We start from the raw sequence: 16,643 nt of genomic DNA, 5'->3' as shown, positions 1-16,643 counted from the left end.
CTATCCGGTCGTTCTAAAAGGCGAGTAGTCCTACGAACGACGTGTTACCCCCGGCCGACGCCTCCTGGCTCAGCCGTAGATCGTCTCCCCACCCTCGGTGTCCTTGCCGATCTTTCTGGCCAGGAACAGGCCTTCCAGGGCCAGCTCCACTGCGCTGGCGAGCTGGCCGTCGTTCTTGGGACCGCCGGTGGACTCGTAGACGCGGGCGCCGATCTGGTCGTAGAGGTCGGACTCGCCCAGGACCGGGAGACCGTCCAAGAAGGAGCGGGCGGTGATCTTGGTGCCGGTGGTGACCATGCGGCCGTCCTCGATGGCGTCGATGAGCAGCGCGAAGTCGATGCCGCGGAAGCGCTTGCGGACGGTCTCGGCGATGGCCGTACGCAGCAGGTGGGTGAGGATCTCCGCCTCGCGGCCCTCCTCGCCGGACTCGAACTCGATCTTGCCGGAGAGCACCTCGACGGCGGTCTCCAGATCGACGAGACGAGCGACGGCATCGGGCTCCCCCGCCACGGTGGCCCGGTGGAGCGCGGCGGCGGCGACGGTCTCCGCCCCCGCGATCGAGAAGCGCGCGGAGACCCCGGAGCGCTGGTCGATCGCGGAGGAGCCACGCAGATGACGGGTGAAGACGGCCAGGATCTCGAGGAGATGGTCCGGCACGTCGGCGACCAAGGCGGCCTCCTGCCGGATCACCGCCATCTCCGCCTCGAGCTCGCGCGGATAGTGGGTGCGGATCTCGGCGCCGAAGCGGTCCTTGAGCGGCGTGATGATCCGGCCGCGGTTGGTGTAGTCCTCCGGGTTCGCGGAGGCGACGACGAGCAGGTCGAGCGGCAGCCGCAGCACGTAGCCGCGGATCTGGATGTCGCGCTCCTCCATCACGTTGAGCATCGCCACCTGGATCCGCTCGGCGAGGTCGGGCAGCTCGTTGATCGCGACGATGCCGCGGTGGGAGCGCGGGATCAGCCCGAAGTGGATCGTCTCCGGGTCACCCAGCGAGCGACCCTCGGCCACCTTCATCGGGTCGACGTCGCCGATCAGGTCGGCCACCGAGGTGTCGGGCGTGGCCAGCTTCTCCGAGTAGCGCTCGGAGCGGTGCTTCCACGCGATCGGCAGCGCGTCACCGGCCGTCGCCGCCAACCGCTGGGATCCGACGCTGACGGGCTCGTAGGGGTGCTCGCCGAGCTCGGATCCCTCGATGACCGGGGTCCACTCGTCGAGCAACCCCACCAACGTACGCAGCAGCCTGGTCTTTCCCTGGCCACGCTCGCCCAGCAGGACGACGTCGTGCCCGGCGATCAGGGCACGCTCGAGCTGCGGGATGACGGTGTCCTCCAGCCCGTGCAGGCCGGGCCAGGGGTCCTCTCCGGCGGCCAGCTTCGCCAGCAGGTTGTCGCGGATCTCCTGGCGGAGCGACTTGAACACATGGCCACTCGCGCGAAGCTGGCCGAGGGTGCTGATCGTGGGTGCGGCAGTCACGGACGCAACGCTACGCCGCCGCCCAACCCTTGGGTGGCCGAGGCGTCGACGTCCCGACCCGCGGATGCGGATGCGGATGCCTCGACGGTGGCGAGCAGCTCTTCGACCCGCTCCTTGGTCAGCGCGGTGCGGTCCAGCTCCCCCACCTCGTCCAGGATGACGACGACCTCCTGGAGCGTCGCGCGCGCCTGGGCGGCGCGATCGGTCTCGCGCTCGATCACGGCGCGGCGTACGAGGACGTTGGCCTCAGCCCACCGGTTGCGCTCCTCGAGGCGGTGGGCCAGCTCCAGCCGCAGGTGGGTCTCGGCCTCGGCATGGCGCCGCAGGCCGATCAGAGCGTCGACCAGGGTCATCCGCGGCGAGGCGGAGGAGTCGACGTCGACCGGGCCGCGACCGATCTCGTCCTCGACCAGCCGCACGGCGTCCTCGTAGCGCTCCATCCGGACATAGACCTCGGCCAGCCCGATCCGGCTGGCCCGGGCACGGTCGTCCATCCCGGCCGCGTCCGCGACGGCGTACGCCTCCTCGAGGACCGCGACGGCCTCGTCGAGGGAGCCGATCATGCTCAGCGCCTGGCCGCAGTTGGAGAGCGCCATCTCCAGGCCGGCCGCGGTGCCGGCCTCGCGGAACACCTCGGCCGCGCCGCGGAACTCCGGGATCGCTCTCGTCAGGTCGCCGGCGCGTGCCCGGCTGATCCCGACCTGGTTGCGGAGGTAGGCCGCGTCGACGTGCTGACCCGCGCGGAGGGCGGCATCGAGACCGAGCTCCTGGAGGGGCACGGTCTCGGCAGGTGGGTGCCTCATCGAGAGGCTGAACATCTTGTTGACCAGCTGATAGGCGGGACACAGCAGCCCGGCTCGCACAGCGAGACGTACGGCACTCCCCATCGTCAGCCACTCCCGGTCGCCCCAGGCGCGGGCCTGCTGCGAGGTGGCGAAGCTCAGTGGCGTCACCCCGGCGACGACGGGGTCGAGGGTCATCAGCCGGAACGACCGGCCGTCGGCCTCGGAGGCCGCCACCAGGGAGTGGGTGTACCAGCTCACCAGCCGCAGCAACGCCTCGCCGGACTCCTCCGCCGAGCCCAGCTCCAGCGCGTAGTCGCGGATCAGGTCGTGGAGCACGAAGCGGCCCGGTCGGTGCTCACGGACGAGGTTGGCGTCGACCAGCTTGTCGACCAGGCGCCGTGCGGTCGCGATGTCGGCGGCGAAGAGCGCCGCCATCGCCGGCATCCCGATCTCGTGTCCGGGACGGAGGCCGAGGAGGCGGAAGGCACGCCGCGACTCCTCGTCGAGGGAGTCGTAGGACCACGAGAAGACCGCGCGCAGATCCGAGATGGGATCGAGCGGTGCCTCCAGCGCGGCCAGGCGGCTGGTCTCACCGTCGAGCTCGGCCAGCAGATCGGTCAACGAGAGGTCGGGATAGCGGCTGCAGCGCTCCGCCGCGACCGCGAGGGCCAACGGCAGGTGCCCGCACCGGTCCGCGAGCGCACGTATGTCCGCCTCGCTCGCGGGCCGGTCGACGAACCGCTGCTTCAGGAAGGCCGCCGACTCCGCCGGGGCGAGAGTGTCCAGCGCGATCCGCCGGGCGCCTTCACGGGTGGCCAGGCCACGCAGCTGGCTCCGGCTGGTCACCAGCGCCAGCGAGTCGCTGCCCGGAAGCAGGGGCCGTACGTGAGCGGAGTCGCGCGCGTTGTCGAGCACCAGGAGCATGCGCCGCTGGGCGAGGGTCGTACGCAGCAGGGCCGAGGCCGCATCCACCTCGGCCGGCACCGAGGCGACGTCGACACCCAGCCCGATCAGCAGGGTCGTGAGCGCCTGGGCGTGCGAGAGCGGATCACCCGGTCCGTAGCCACGTAGGTCGATGAAGAGCTGCCCGTCGGGGAAGTGCTCGGTCCGGCTCCGTGCCCAGTGCACGGCGAGAGCGGTCTTCCCCACCGCCCCGATGCCGTGCACGGCGACCACGCTCGGCCAGCCGGCGTCGTGGGAGATCGTGACCGCGTCCAGCAGCCGGAGCTCTGCCTCCCGCCCCGAGAAGCTGAGGATGTCGGCCGGAAGCTGCCGCGGCAGCATGTCCTCCTCCGAGACCCGCTGTGCGGGCACCGTCGCCTGCCCCTCGGGGTCCTCGACCTCCGGAGCCGTCGGCGACGCGCCGGACAGCAGTCGGGTGAACGTCGAGCGCAACTCCGCACCGGGGTCGGTGCCGAGCTCGTCGGCCAGCCGCGCCCGGACCTCCTCGTAGGCCTCCAGCGCCTCGGCCGTGCGTCCCGCGGTGTCCAGTGCGTCCAGGAGCACCGCCCACAGGGACTCGCGCAGCGGATGGTCACCCACCACCCGGCGCACGTCGGCAACCGCCTTCGCCGCACGGCCTGCGGCGATGTCGAGCTCCGCGCGATGCTCCAAGGCGGCGAGATAGCGGTCGACCAGCCATGGCCGGGTGCGCTCGGCGAGAGACTCCCCCGCGGAGTCGTCGAACGGGTCGGCGCGCCACAGCTCGATGGCTTCCTCCAGCCGCTCGTACGCCTCGGGCCCTTGGGCCGTGTCGAGCAGGTCGATGAAGGCGAGCGCGTCCACGGACGAGCGCGGCAGGTCGAGGATGTAGCCGCCGGCGGCGCGGCGTACGACCTCCTTGCCGAGCACGCGACGCAGCCGCCCGATGTAGGTGTGCAGGCTGCCACGCGGGTTGTCGGGGAGGTCCTCGCCCCAGATCCGGTCGGCGAGGAGGTCGGCGGAGAGCGGCGTGCCGGCCTCGAGAGCCAGCAGGGCCAACAGGGTGCGTGGGCGGCGTCCTGGGATCTCCACGGGCTCGCCTGCGAGCGTGACGACGAGCGGGCCCAGCAGACAGATGCTCACATCCGTCACCGAAGCACCCCCGTCGTCCCGAGCCGAATGCGCCTGAGAGCCACCCCCTAACAATAGACGGGCCGCTCCCGGCCTACGACGGAAATCGGTCCTTTCCGGTACACAATGAGCCCATGTCCGCCTTCGGCACCGCCTCCACCGGATCGTCCCTGTCCCAGGAGTGCCCGTGTGGCAGCGGGAAGCGCTATGCGATGTGCTGCCACCGGCTGCACCGTGGCGGTGCCCTGGCCGAGACTCCGGAGGAGCTGATGCGCAGCCGCTATGCGGCGTACGCCCTCGGGGACTGGGACTACATCTTCCGCACCTGGCACCCGGGGACCCGCCCGGACGATCTGGGCGTGGCCGCACCCGACCCGCGACTGACGTGGACAGGCCTCGAGATCGAGGGCTCCGGCCTCGACGACGACACCCACGGCTGGGTGGCCTTCCGGGCCTCCTACCGGGCCCCGTCAGGCGACGGCGTGCTCGCCGAGCACAGCCGGTTCGAGGTGCGTGCCGGACGGTGGCTCTATGTCGACGGTGAGATAGCGGACGATTGATCCGAACGCACGCATTCGCGTCGGTTTGAGGCAGACAGTGGAGAAACTGTTGCCGATATGTGGACGCGGGCGGGTCCGGCACGACAGACTCTGACGAGTGACCACCGACGCGACCGATGACCTGTCCGGTCTCGAACCATCGGCGCGCTCGCTCTTGGACGCGGTCATCGCGATGTCGAGCGAGCTCGACCTGAGCGCAATGCTGGAGCGGATCACCCGGTCTGCCTGCGAGCTGACCGGAGCGAGCTACGGCGCGCTCGGGGTCCTCGACGTCGACGGCGATCTGCAGGACCTGATCACCTACGGTCACCAGCAGGAGCCGAATCTGCAGGTCGTGGGCAAGAGCAGCGGCCGCCGAGCCCGCCTCGACGACGACGCCGAGCCAGCATCGACGACCCGACCCAGGGGTGTCACCGCTCCCGAGCCTCTTCTGCTGGTCACACCCCGCACCTCTGATGACGGCGGCAGCCACGCGCTGCGTACGGGCGACCCCGGCAAGCGCAAGTTCATCGAGGTGCCGCTGCGGATCAAGGACCACGACTTCGGACACCTGCTCCTGGCCGAGAAGGCCGGCGGCGCCGACTTCACCAGCCACGACGAGCAGCTCGTCGTCGCCCTGGCCCGCGCCGCGGGCGCCCAGATCGACAAGGTACGCGAGCTCGAGCTCAGCGAGCAGCGCCGCAGGTGGCTCGAGGCGAGCGCCGAGCTCAGCCGGGCCCTCACCCCTCCGCTGGAGCACACGGTCGCGCTGGAGCGGATGTGTGAGACCGCGCTGCCGCTGATGCGAGCGATCGGGGTCGGTGCCGGCACCCGCATCGAGCACGGTCTCGTCTCCGGGGTCGCGGCTGTGCCCGGCCAGGAGGAGCGGGTCCGAGCGGTGACCGAGAAGGTCCCGTTCCTGATCGACCGGCGCATCGTCGAGCCGCTTGACCTCGAGGCGGACGGGCTCTACGTCGTGGTCGCCCCGGTGCGCTCCTCGCTCGCCGGACGCGGTGCGCTGCTGGCGATCTACGACAAGGCCTCCGCCGCCCACGACGAGCACGAGCGCGAGCTCTTCTTCGGCTTCGCCGGACAGGCCGCCCTCGCGCTCGACCGGCTCCGTGCGGTCGAGGACCGCGCCGACCTCGCTGTCATCACCGACCGCGACCGGATCGCCCGCGACCTGCACGACGTGGTCATCCAGCGTCTCTTCGCGATCGGCCTCCAGCTCGAGACCCTGGGCCGCAACCCGCAGCGCGTCGAGGACCTGCCCAAGCGACTCTCGGAGCAGGTCGACGCGTTGGACCAGACCATCAAGGACGTACGCGGCTCCATCTTCGACCTCAGCAACCACGACGCCTCCTCGCTGCGTGCGCAGGTGCGCGAGGTCGTCCGGGAGTACGCGGGCGTCATGGACTTCACCCCGGAGATCAAGATCACCGGGCCGGTCGACACCGCCGTTCCCGACTCGGTCCGCAACCACCTGCTTCCGGTGCTGCGCGAAGCGGTCTCCAACCTCGCCCGGCACGCCCAGGCCCACAGCGCCCAGATCGAGCTCAGCCTCCAGGACGGCGAGGTCAAGCTGGTCGTACGCGACGACGGCGGCGGCGTCCCGGAGGAGGCCGAGGAGAGCGGGCTGAAGAACGCCCGCTGCCGCGCGGTCCAGCTCGGCGGTCAGCTCGAGATCGGCCCGCGTCTGCCCAGCGGCACCGAGCTCGTCTGGCAGGTGCCGATCACCGCTGGGGTCTGACTCGGTTGCTCGGGGTCAGTTCCCTCGGCGGGGGCGGAGGAGCTCCTTGGCCATCAGCGCCGCCTGGGTGCGCCGCTGCACACCGAGCTTGGCCAGGATGCTGGAGACGTAGTTCTTGACCGTCTTCTCGGCCAGGAACATCCGGCCGGCGATCTCGCGGTTGGTCAGGCCCTCGCCGATGAGCGCGAGCAGGCGCTTCTCCTGGGGCGTCAACGCCTGCATCTGCGGCGACTCGCCATCAGGGTTGCGCATCTTCTCCATGACCTTCGCGGTCATCAGCGGGTCGAGCAGCGAGCCGCCGCCGGAGACGGTGCGGATCGCCTCGACGAGGTCGTTGCCGCGGATGTCCTTGAGGACGTAGCCCTTCGCTCCGGCCATGATCGCCGAGAAGAGCGCCTCGTCGTCGTCATAGGAGGTCAGGATGAGCGCGAGCATGTCGGGGTAGGCCGCTCGGACCTCACGGCAGACCTCGATCCCCGAGCCGTCGGGGAGGCGGGCGTCGAGCACGCACACATCCGGCCGGAGGCGGTCGATGTCCTCACGCGCTTGCGCGGTGGTGCCGCCCTGGCCCACGACCGCGATGTCGTCATGGCTGTCGAGCAGCGTCGTCAGCCCCTGGCGCACGACCTCATGGTCGTCGAGCAGGTAGACCCGGATCGTCCTCGTCTCGGTCAACACCGTCTCACTTCCCCCATTCGTTGAAGGGAGACCACGGTATCGGTCAGCCCCAGTCCGGTCGATGTGTGAGTGATCCACAGTACGGTTTTCGTGCCGCCTCGCGGACCGACTTCCGTCTCACCTGTCGATTCATCCTCCCGCGCGAGCACCTCACGCGCCAGCGACTCGGCGGTCGAGGTGTCCAGATGGGCCAAAGGTTCATCCAGAACCAGGACCTTGTGCCCGGCCAGCAGCGACCTCGCCACCGCAAGTCGGGCGCGCTCGCCTCCCGAGACCTGGTCGGCGCCGTCACCGAGCCTGGTCTGCAGGCCTGCGGGCAGGGCGTCGAGCCAGTCGCCGAGATGGGCACGCCGGATCGCCTGCTCGACCTCGTCCTCGGTGGCTTCGGGCCGAGCCAGGCGGACGTTCTCGACGAGGTTTGAGGCGAAGACGTGCGGATCGTCGTCGACCAGACCGACGATCTTGCGTACGTCCTGGGGGTCCAGGTCGCGCGTCGGCCGACGGCCGAGCGCGATCGTGCCGGTCTCCGGGTCGAGGAAGCGCAGCAGCAGCGCGGCCAGCGTGCTCTTGCCGGAGCCGGAGGGGCCGACGATGCCGATCCTCGCGCCGGGCGCGGCGTGCAGGTCGGGGATCTCTACCTTCTGGCCGCCGCTCTGGCCACCGGGGTGGGCGGTGACGCCGGTGATCGTGATCGTGGTGTCATCGGCCGGGCGCGCCGGGTTCTCCGGGGCGGCGACGGCCGGGCGGCGGCCGGTGAGGTCGTCCAGGCGTCTCTGCGCGGCGCGGGTGCGGGCCCTGGCCGCACCCGCATCGGCGAGGGTCGCCGCGGGCTCGGCCAGCGCCAGCGGGACCAGGGTGAGGAGAGCGAGCATCGGGCCGTCGCCGACCGTGGTGTACGCCGCTGTCGCGGCGACCGCCGCACCGGCAGTGATCAGGACGAGGGCCTTGGCGATCGAGGCGGCGGAAACTGCGGTGACCGTCGCCCTGGTGGCGGTGCGGGCCAGGTCGTCGAGGGTGTGCAGCACCGGCTCGCTCGCTTGCCACATCCGGCGCTCGGTCACCGTCTGGGTGGCCTCGACCACCTGCTCGGACACCCTCGCCCGCACCGTGACCGAGATCTGCTCGGCGCGTGCTGCCCCTGCGTACGCGATCCCGAAGGCGGCACCCGCCACCAGCACCGTGGCTGTGGTGAAGACCGCGGCGACCGGATCGATGAGCGCGGTCGCCAGGACCGCGAGCGCTGCCACGACGGCGTACTCCCGGACCGGCAGCCGCACCCGCAGTTCCTCGTCGAGCACCGCGTCGACGTCGTCGACGACGCTGGCCAGCACGTCTCCCCGGCGGCCCGGGAGAGCGCCGGGAACCAGCGGCACCAGCGCCTCGTAGATCTCCACCCGGCGCCTCGCCAGCAACCTCAGCGCGCTGTCGTGGGACCACAACCGCTCCAGGTAGCGCAGCACCGGCCGCGCGATCCCGAACGTACGCACCCCCACCATCGCAGCCACCAGCGTCAGGATCACCGGATGGTAGGAGGCCTTGATGATCAGCCAACCGGCCAGCGCCGTCAGCGCCACCCCCGATGCCCAGCTGAGCCCGCCCACCACCGCAGACCCCCACAGCGCACCCCGGGCCGAGGCGTCACGTACGTCGCCCGAAGCGTCACTCGCGTCGGCCGAAGCGTCACGTACGCCGGCCGAAGCGTCACGTACGCCGGCCGAAGCGTCACGTACGCCGGCCGAAGCGTCACGTACGTCGGCCGAAGCGTCACTAGCGTCGGCCGAAGCGTCACGTACGTCGGCCGAAGTGTCACCGGTTGCCATCTCAGACGACGCCAGTGACGCCTCGGGCGACGGGAGCGACGCCTCGGGCGACGGGAGCGACGCCTCGGGCGACGGGAGTGACGTCTCGGCAGAAAGGGTGATGACGTGGTCGGCGAGGTCGATGAGGGTCTGGCGGTGGGCGACGAGGACGACGGCGCGCTCGCGGGCCAGGTCGGTGACCGTGTCGGCGATGATCCGCTCGGCGTCGGGGTCGAGGTGGGCGGTGGGCTCGTCGAGGAGGACCCAGGGACGCTCGGAGAGTACGACGCGGGCCAGGGCGAGCCGCGCCCGCTCTCCGCCGGAGAGCGAGCGGCCGTCTTCGGCCAGGTCGGCGTCGAGTCCACCGGAGAGCTCGACGATCCGCTCGGCGAGCGCGACCCGCTTCAGTACGCGCCACAGGTCGCTCTCGGTCGCCTCCGGCGAGCCCAGACGCAGGTTGTCGGCGATCGTGCCGCTGACGAACACCGGCCGCTGGGGAAGGTAGGCGAAGCGCTCTCGCCACTCGTCGCCCGCAGCCGGGGTCTGTCCGTCGAGCTCGACGGTGCCTGCGTACATCTCGTGCAGGCCCGCGATCGTCGCGAGCAGCGTCGACTTGCCGCAACCGCTCGGGCCGACGATCGCGGTGATCCCTCTGTCCGGGACCGTCGCCGAGACCGGCATCAGCGCGGGCCGCTCCCGACCCGGGTAGGTCAGCCCCACCCCGTCAAGTTCCATGCCGAGACGTCGCTCCGGTCGGCCGAGATGGCAATCGGTGACGTCTCGGCCGACGCGAGTGACGTCTCGGGAGAGATCTGCTGTCGCCTCGAGGGTGGCGGTGCCTTCGGCGGCGGCGTGGAACTCGGCACCCATACGACGAAGGGGCCAGTAGGCCTCGGGAGCCAGCAGCAGGACCACGAGTGCGGTCTGCAGGTCGACCGATCCGGCGGCGAGCCGGACCCCGATGGTGACGGCGACCAGGGCGACCGCGATGGTGGCGACGAGCTCGAGCACCGCCGAGGAGGCGAAGGCGATCTTCAGCGTCTCGAGAGTGCGCCGGCGGTAGCGGTCGGTGATCGTGGCGATGACCCGCGACTGCGCGTTGGCCCGGCCGAAGGCGACCAGGGTCGGCAGGCCCTTCATCACGTCGAGGAAGTGACCGGCCAACGCCGACATCGTCCGCCACTGGCTGGCCGCCTGGTCACGCGTGGCGAGCCCGACCAGCACCCCGAAGATCGGGATCAGCGGCAGCGTCAGCCCAACGATGAGACCGCTGAGCGGGTCGGTCCAGACGATCACCGCGAGCACCATCACGGGCAGTACGCAGGCGAGCACCACCGCTGGCACGTAGCGCGTCAGATAGGGCTCGGCGGCCGAGACCCCGCGCGTGGCCAGCGCTGACAGCGATCCCGAGCGACCCGACTGCCCGCGCAGGATCGCGCCGACCACCCGGCGCCGCAGGTCCGCGCCGACGATCCCGGCCGCGCGGGCACCGGCGACGTCGGAGATCACTCCGATGACTGCCCGGCCGACGAAGACCGCCACGACAGCCAGGGCCCAGCCGCCCACCGATCCCGACCCCGAGTCACGGATCGCACTGATGAGCAGTCCGGTGATCGCGTACGTCTGGGTGATCAGCAGCACCGCACCCAGCACCCCGGCGGCCACGACGACGGCCAGCGGCCGCCGGGCCACCGTCAGCTGGGCTCGCAGCCGGGGATCGTTCGGGCGCATCAGTGTGCGGCGGGGATGTGGTGGATCGAGATCCGCTTGCGGAAGATCCAGTACGTCCAGGCCTGGTAGCCCACGACGATCGGCGCGAACACCGCCGCGACGATGGTCATCAGCTTCAGCGTGTAGGGCGACGCCGCGGCGTTGGTCGTCGTCAGCGAGTTGGCCAGGTCGGTGCTCGAGGGCATCACGTCGGGGAAGAGCCCCACGAAGATCCCGGCCACGACGAGCCCGATCGCGAGGAAGGTGCCCGTGAAGGCGACCCCCTCCCGACCGACGTACGCCGCCCCGAGCCCGCCCACGAGCGCCGGCGCCGCCACGACGAAGAGAACGGCAGTGCCGAGGTTGCCGGTCAGCGCCTGCGTCCAGAACATGAACACGACGCCGAGCACGGCCGCGACGACACCGAGCCGGAGCGCCAGAGCACGGGCCCGGCCGCGGATCTCACCGTCGGTCTTGAGCGCGATGAAGAGCGCTCCGTGGGTCACGAAGAGCGACAGCGTGACGAGGCCGCCGAGGAGACCGTACGGGTTGAGCAGCGTCAGCACCGTCCCGGTGAACTCGAAGTCGGCGTCGATCGGCACCCCGCGCACGATGTTGGCGAAGGCCACACCCCACAGGAACGCCGGGACGTAGGACCCGAAGATCACCGCGCGGTCCCACCAGCCGGCCCAGGTGACCGAGGGGCGCTGGTGGCGATACTCGAAGGCGACGCCACGCACGATCAGCGCGATCAGGATGAGGAAGACCGGCACGTAGAAGCCGGAGATCAGGGTGGCGTACCACTCCGGGAAGGCGGCGAAGGTGGCACCGATCGCGGTCAGCAGCCAGACCTCGTTGCCGTCCCAGACCGGGCCGATCGTGTTGATCATGACCCGCCGCTCGCGGTCGTCGCGGGCCAGCATCGGGAGCAGCATCCCGACACCGAAGTCGAAGCCCTCCAAGACGAAGTAGCCGATCCACAGCACCGCGATGAGGCAGAACCAGACAGTTGTGAGTTCCATGTTGTCTCCGGTGATCGAGCTTGTCGAGATTCAGTACGCGAAGTTCATCGGCTCGTCGGCATCCGAGTCGGAGCCGCGCAGGGTCGGGGAAGGCGGCTCGACGAACGGGTCCGGCCCCTTCTTCACATATTTCATGAGCAGCCCGACCTCGATCACCGCCAGCACGGCGTAGAGCAGCGTGAAGCCGATCAGCGACATCCACACCTCCCAGGGCTCGACGCCTGGCGAGACGCCCTGGGCCGTGGTCAGGACACCGAAGACCACCCACGGTTGGCGCCCCATCTCGGTGAAGATCCAGCCCATCGAGTTGCCCAGCAGCACCATCACCGGTGCGGAGATCGCCAGCGCCGGCAGGAAGCGCCCGACCAGCCCGGTCGGCGTACGTCCCCGGCGGGTCAGCCACAGGACCGCCAGCCCGACGAGGGTGCCGACCACACCGAGGCCCATCATCCAGCGGAAGGTCCAGTAGGTGACCGGGATGTTCGGGGTGTAGTCACCGGACGAGTAGTAGGTCTCCCCCGGCGTCGACCCGTAGGTCTCCCGGTACTGCTCCTGCAGGTCGTAGATGCCCTCGACCTTGCCGTCGAAGGTGCCGGTGCCGAGGAAGGAGAGCACGCAGGGCACCTCGAGGGCCCACTTCTCGTGCTTCCCGTCGCGGGTGCCGATGGTCAGCACCGAGAACGGCGCGCACGACTCCGAGGTCTCCCACAGCGCCTCCGCAGCCGCCATCTTCATCGGCTGCACCTCGGTCATGATCTTGCCCTGGATGTCGCCCGAGACCGCCACACCGACGCCGGAGAAGACCATGATCCAGGCCGCCAGCACCATCCCGCGCCGGTACATCGGGCGCTCTGCGTTGTTCTCCCCCGGCCGGCGCAGGTAGAGCCAGCCGAGGATGCCGATCATGAAGGCCGCCGAGGTCAGGTACGCCGCGAGGATGACGTGCGGGAACGTGCCCAGCTGCACCTTGTTGAACATCACCGCCCAGAAGTCGGTGAGCTCGGCGCGGCCGGTGATCTCGTTGAACCGGTAGCCGACCGGGTGCTGCATCCAGGAGTTGGCCGCGAGGATGAACCACGACGACGCCAGCGTGCCGAGGTGGACGATCCACATGCACGCGTTGTGCAGCGCCCGCGGCAGCTTGTCCCAGCCGAAGATCCAGAGACCGAGGAAGGTCGACTCCAGGAAGAAGGCGAGGAGCGCCTCGATCGCCAGCGGTGCCCCGAAGACGTCCCCCACGAAGCGGGAGTAGTCCGACCAGGTCATCCCGAACTGGAACTCCTGCACGATCCCGGTGACCACACCGAGCGCGAAGTTGATCAGGAAGAGCTTCGCGAAGAACTTCGTCAGCCGAAGCCACTCAGGATTCTTCGTACGCAGCCAGATCGTCTCCAGCACGGCGACGAGCATGGTGAGTCCCACCGTGAGTGGGACGAACAGAAAGTGGTAGACGGTCACGATGCCGAACTGCCACCTGGCTAACTCCAGGACGCTGTCCACGCCAGTGACTATGACACCGCCGCTCGGGGCGCCTCAGCACCCCCTCTGTTTGGGGTACGCGTCTTGTGAGCCACCCCACCCGGACCCAGAAATCCGGGCCCAGGAAAACCGAAACCCGGCCGCCCTGGGCTCGAGGTCACGACCGCGGGGGGATGATCGCGACCTCGAGTCCGGGACGGCCGGGCTCTCAGGTCTTCGTGTCACCAGGACCGCAATCAGATGGGGGAGCTGTTGCGGCGACCTGGTGTCACTCAGTTTCGCAGGCTGAGGCGTGCCTCAACCCGTGAGATCACTATCTCATCATTTGCGGCCATACGTTGCGGTCTCGGACGGACTGTTTACGTACTGTAAACAGTTAGCCTGCGTATCAGTGGACCTAATACGCGGGCGATACAGCGTCCCCACAGGAAATCCGGTAGACATTTGGATGTACCTTGAGGTCGGGGGGTGGCCATGTCGGATGAAGAAGGCGTCCTCGCGCGAGTGGTCCATGAGATCACGGACTACGTCGGCGCGGGCCTGAGCGTCCACCTGGTCGGCCCCCGGGGATCGGGGCGCAGCGAGCTCTGCGCGCTGGTAGCAGACCGACTCGAGGACGATGGCCTGCCTGTGCTCCATGTCGGCGGTCATCGCGCGTGGCAGATCGAGCCGTTCGCAGCGCTGACCGCCGCCGGCATCGGTGGCGCGACCCCCGCCGGCGCCCGCCGCACCATCGGCGAGATGACGGCGGCGCTGAACAAGCAGGTCGAGAACGGCACCGTTCTGGTCATCGACGACGCCGATGTGCTCGACACCTACTCGGTCGGCGCGCTGCGCAACATCCACCGCCAGCGCCGGCTCCTGGCCGTGACCAGCAGCCGTCACCAGCACCCCGTCGCCGAGAACACCCTGATGCTCGGGATCGCACCCTCGGTGCAGGTCCGCACCCCGACGCTCGAGGTCGACGAGGTGCACGAGGAGTGCCGATCGATCCTCGGCGGCCCGGTCGAGGCCGGGTCCCTGGCACGCATCACGATGGTGACCGGCGGCCTGCTCGGCCTGGTCAGGGCGATCGCCACCATCGGCCCCCGGGCAGGGGTGCTGGAGCAGCTCGACGGGCTGTGGCGGCTGCCGCGGCGTACAGGTTGGGCGCCTGAGCTGGCCTCGGCCGTCGAGCCTCTCGTCGCCGGGCTCGACCAGGAGGCGTGGGATGCCGCGACCGCACTCGCGGTGACCGGGCCGGTGCCGCTGGACGAGGCCGAGAAGATCATCGAGCGCCGCGTGCTCGACGCACTCTTCGCCCACGGGCTCGCCAGGCACAGCGAGGACGGCCCCGGGAGCGGGGTCGTCGGCCTCTATCCGCCGATCATCGGCGACTACCTGATCGCTGAGGGGTCTGCGTTCGGACTGGTGATCGCGCGCAACCACCTCGCCACCGAGCAGCGGCTCCTCGACTACGCCACCCACCGGCCGCGCGGCGCCGACGCGGCCCTGCTCCACCAGCGCTCGCTGCGCCAGATGGCCGACACGGTCACCCGCGCGCGCAGCCGCTGGACCGAGATGCCCTCTGCCGAGACGGCGCTGCCGCTGCTCATGGCGCTCCGAAATACGGCCGCGCCGCGTGATCAGATCGAGGAGCTCGAGCGGCGTACGCCGTTGGCCGACCGGCAGGAGTCAGCCTGGCTGCTGGCCTGGTTCGCCAGCTGGAAGGCGATCGAGCTCGGTGACCTGGACGCGGCGAAGGAGGTGCTCGACCGCGGCCTCGAACGTCTGCCCGGTTTCGCGGCGACGCTGGAGGGCGCGCGGGCACATTTACAGTTCCAGACCGAGTACGTCCCCGAGCTGCCGACCGTCGAGCCCAGCCCGCGAGACGAGGTCGGCACCGAGGTGCTCGGCGTCGTCGCTGCCGAGCGCCTCCTCGCCGCCGGTGCGGTCGAACAGGCCCGCAACCTGCTGGAGGGCCAGCAACCCCAGAAGCCCTACCCGGCCGGCGTACACGCCTTCCTCACCGGTCTGGCCGACGTGCTCGGCGGTGACGTGGACCGCGGCATCGACTCCGCCCGCGACCACCTCGAGGCGGCCAACCAGGGCGATAGCGCCGAGCTGATCCTGATCCACTCCTACCTCAGCGTGCTCGGCCTGAGCATCGCCGGACGGCTGACCGAGGCGAGCCAGGTCGCGTTCCGCACCCTCTCCTCCTCCAGCGTCGCCGCCCACCGCGACCTCGCTCACACCGGCATCCTGACCCTGGGCGCCGAGATCGCCATGGCACAGGGCCGGCCGGAGTATGCGCGCAGCCTCGCCTCTCAGATCGGCGGTGCGAAGGTCCCGCTGGGCCCGTGGCCCGGCATGGTGGCCGGCATCATGGCACCCTCGAGCGGCCAGATGCCGAGCCTCAAGGAGCTGTGCGAGCTCGTCGGCCAGCGACTCGACGCCGGCTACATCACCGGCGGGGTCTTCCTCGCCGTCGAGGCGGTCGAGCGCGGCGCCAACGAGAACAAGCACATCGCCCGCGCGGCCGCCCTCGCCGCAGAGACCGAGAGCCCGCTGCTGCAGGGCATGGGAGCGTACGCAGCGACCACCGCCTCCGGCGACACCGACGGCCTCCGCGAGGCGATCGTGACCCTCGCCGACGCTGGCGCTCTCGTCTTCGTGACCAGAGCCGCCATCTCCCTGGCCATCCTCCAGCGCGAGGCCGGTGACCTCGCCGCGGCCGCGGAGACCCTCGACATGGCGTGGGAGCGCTCGGAGATCTCCGGGAGCCGAGCCGGCATGTTCGGCCGCGCGGTGACCCACATCGGGCTCTCCGGGCGAGAGAGCGAGGTGCTCCGGCTGCTGCCGGACGGTCCGACCACCGCCTCGCTGGCCGCCGACCTGGAGATGAGCACCCGCACGGTCGAGACCCACCTGCACAACATCAGCCGCAAGACCGGGGTCTCCGGCCGCGAGGACCTCACCCGGGTGGCGAGCACCTGGCTCCGGCCGATCCCGAACGGCGACTACTCAGCCGGCGTCAGGCACTTCACCAGCGGGTCGTAGAGCTCCTTGCTGGCCAGCTGGTCGGCCTTCGAGAGATCCTCGGGGCTGATCTTGGCGACATCCTCGGCCTCGACCAGGAGCCGCACCGCCTCGTCGGAGAGGTCCGACTCGTAGTAGGTCTTCGCCAGGCACTCGGACTGGTCCTCGGTCACCTGGTCACCGCTGCTCTTGGCGATCTGGCTCTCGATGTCCTCGACGCTCGGTCGGTCGCCGCCGCTGCCGCCCTCGTCACCGCCACCGCCGCACGCGGTCGCTGAGAACAGGGCCGTCACGGACACCGCAGCAACCGCGACCAGGCGGTGAATGCTTCGGCGGTG

At 70.2% G+C, this 16,643-nt stretch carries 10 protein-coding genes; 3 read left to right on the top strand and 7 right to left on the bottom strand.

The features are described 5' to 3' along the window. Nucleotides 1–69: 69 nt before the first annotated feature. Nucleotides 70–1,473, bottom strand: a complete 1,404-nt coding sequence (locus BJ988_RS02060) for a magnesium chelatase ATPase subunit I (protein ID WP_179656456.1) — start codon at nucleotides 1,471–1,473, stop codon at nucleotides 70–72. Beyond that, nucleotides 1,470–4,331, bottom strand: a complete 2,862-nt coding sequence (locus BJ988_RS02055; RefSeq protein WP_179656455.1) for a BTAD domain-containing putative transcriptional regulator — start codon at nucleotides 4,329–4,331, stop codon at nucleotides 1,470–1,472. Before BJ988_RS02055 ends, BJ988_RS02060 begins: the two co-directional genes overlap by 4 nt. Nucleotides 4,332–4,444: 113 nt before the next feature. On the opposite strand from BJ988_RS02055, the gene BJ988_RS02050 reads away from it, so the two are divergent. Next, nucleotides 4,445–4,870: a YchJ family protein gene (locus tag BJ988_RS02050; protein ID WP_179656454.1), complete on the top strand. Its 426-nt coding sequence runs from the start codon at nucleotides 4,445–4,447 to the stop codon at nucleotides 4,868–4,870. Between the two features lie 97 nt (nucleotides 4,871–4,967). Further along, a complete protein-coding gene (locus BJ988_RS02045) occupies nucleotides 4,968–6,599 on the top strand; it encodes a histidine kinase (RefSeq protein WP_179656453.1) in 1,632 nt (543 codons plus the stop codon). 15 nt (nucleotides 6,600–6,614) lie between these two features. Here BJ988_RS02045 and BJ988_RS02040 read toward each other — a convergent pair whose 3' ends face one another. The 4 genes from BJ988_RS02040 to BJ988_RS02025 are packed head-to-tail and all read right to left on the bottom strand — an operon-like array spanning nucleotide 6,615 to nucleotide 13,308. Next, nucleotides 6,615–7,277 (bottom strand): response regulator, encoded by a 663-nt coding sequence (locus BJ988_RS02040; protein ID WP_179656452.1) that lies wholly within the window; start codon nucleotides 7,275–7,277, stop codon nucleotides 6,615–6,617. Next, the gene (gene cydD / locus BJ988_RS02035; RefSeq protein WP_179656451.1) at nucleotides 7,271–10,807 is read right to left on the bottom strand and encodes a thiol reductant ABC exporter subunit CydD; all 3,537 of its coding nucleotides are present in this window, start codon (nucleotides 10,805–10,807) and stop codon (nucleotides 7,271–7,273) included. The genes BJ988_RS02040 and cydD overlap by 7 nt, the downstream gene beginning before the upstream one ends. Further along, nucleotides 10,807–11,808, bottom strand: coding sequence for a cytochrome d ubiquinol oxidase subunit II (cydB, locus tag BJ988_RS02030; protein ID WP_179656450.1), 1,002 nt, complete (start codon nucleotides 11,806–11,808; stop codon nucleotides 10,807–10,809). The genes cydD and cydB overlap by 1 nt, the downstream gene beginning before the upstream one ends. A 30-nt stretch (nucleotides 11,809–11,838) precedes the next feature. Continuing rightward, nucleotides 11,839–13,308: a cytochrome ubiquinol oxidase subunit I gene (locus BJ988_RS02025; protein ID WP_179656449.1), complete on the bottom strand. Its 1,470-nt coding sequence runs from the start codon at nucleotides 13,306–13,308 to the stop codon at nucleotides 11,839–11,841. Between the two features lie 453 nt (nucleotides 13,309–13,761). Between BJ988_RS02025 and BJ988_RS02020 the strand changes: the two genes are divergently transcribed. Next, nucleotides 13,762–16,326: a LuxR family transcriptional regulator gene (locus BJ988_RS02020; protein ID WP_179656448.1), complete on the top strand. Its 2,565-nt coding sequence runs from the start codon at nucleotides 13,762–13,764 to the stop codon at nucleotides 16,324–16,326. Here the strand turns inward: BJ988_RS02020 and BJ988_RS02015 are convergent. Beyond that, nucleotides 16,287–16,604 carry a hypothetical protein gene (locus BJ988_RS02015; RefSeq protein ID WP_179656447.1) on the bottom strand — a complete coding sequence of 106 codons (318 nt, stop codon included), beginning with the start codon at nucleotides 16,602–16,604 and terminating at the stop codon, nucleotides 16,287–16,289. The two genes, BJ988_RS02020 and BJ988_RS02015, sit on opposite strands and share 40 nt — an antisense overlap. Between the last annotated feature and the right edge of the window lie 39 nt (nucleotides 16,605–16,643).

The organism is Nocardioides panzhihuensis (assembly GCF_013408335.1).
Lineage (GTDB): Bacteria > Actinomycetota > Actinomycetes > Propionibacteriales > Nocardioidaceae > Nocardioides > Nocardioides panzhihuensis.
The sequence above is the reverse complement of the archived record's forward strand: the minus strand, read 5'-3'. Positions and strand labels throughout refer to the sequence as shown.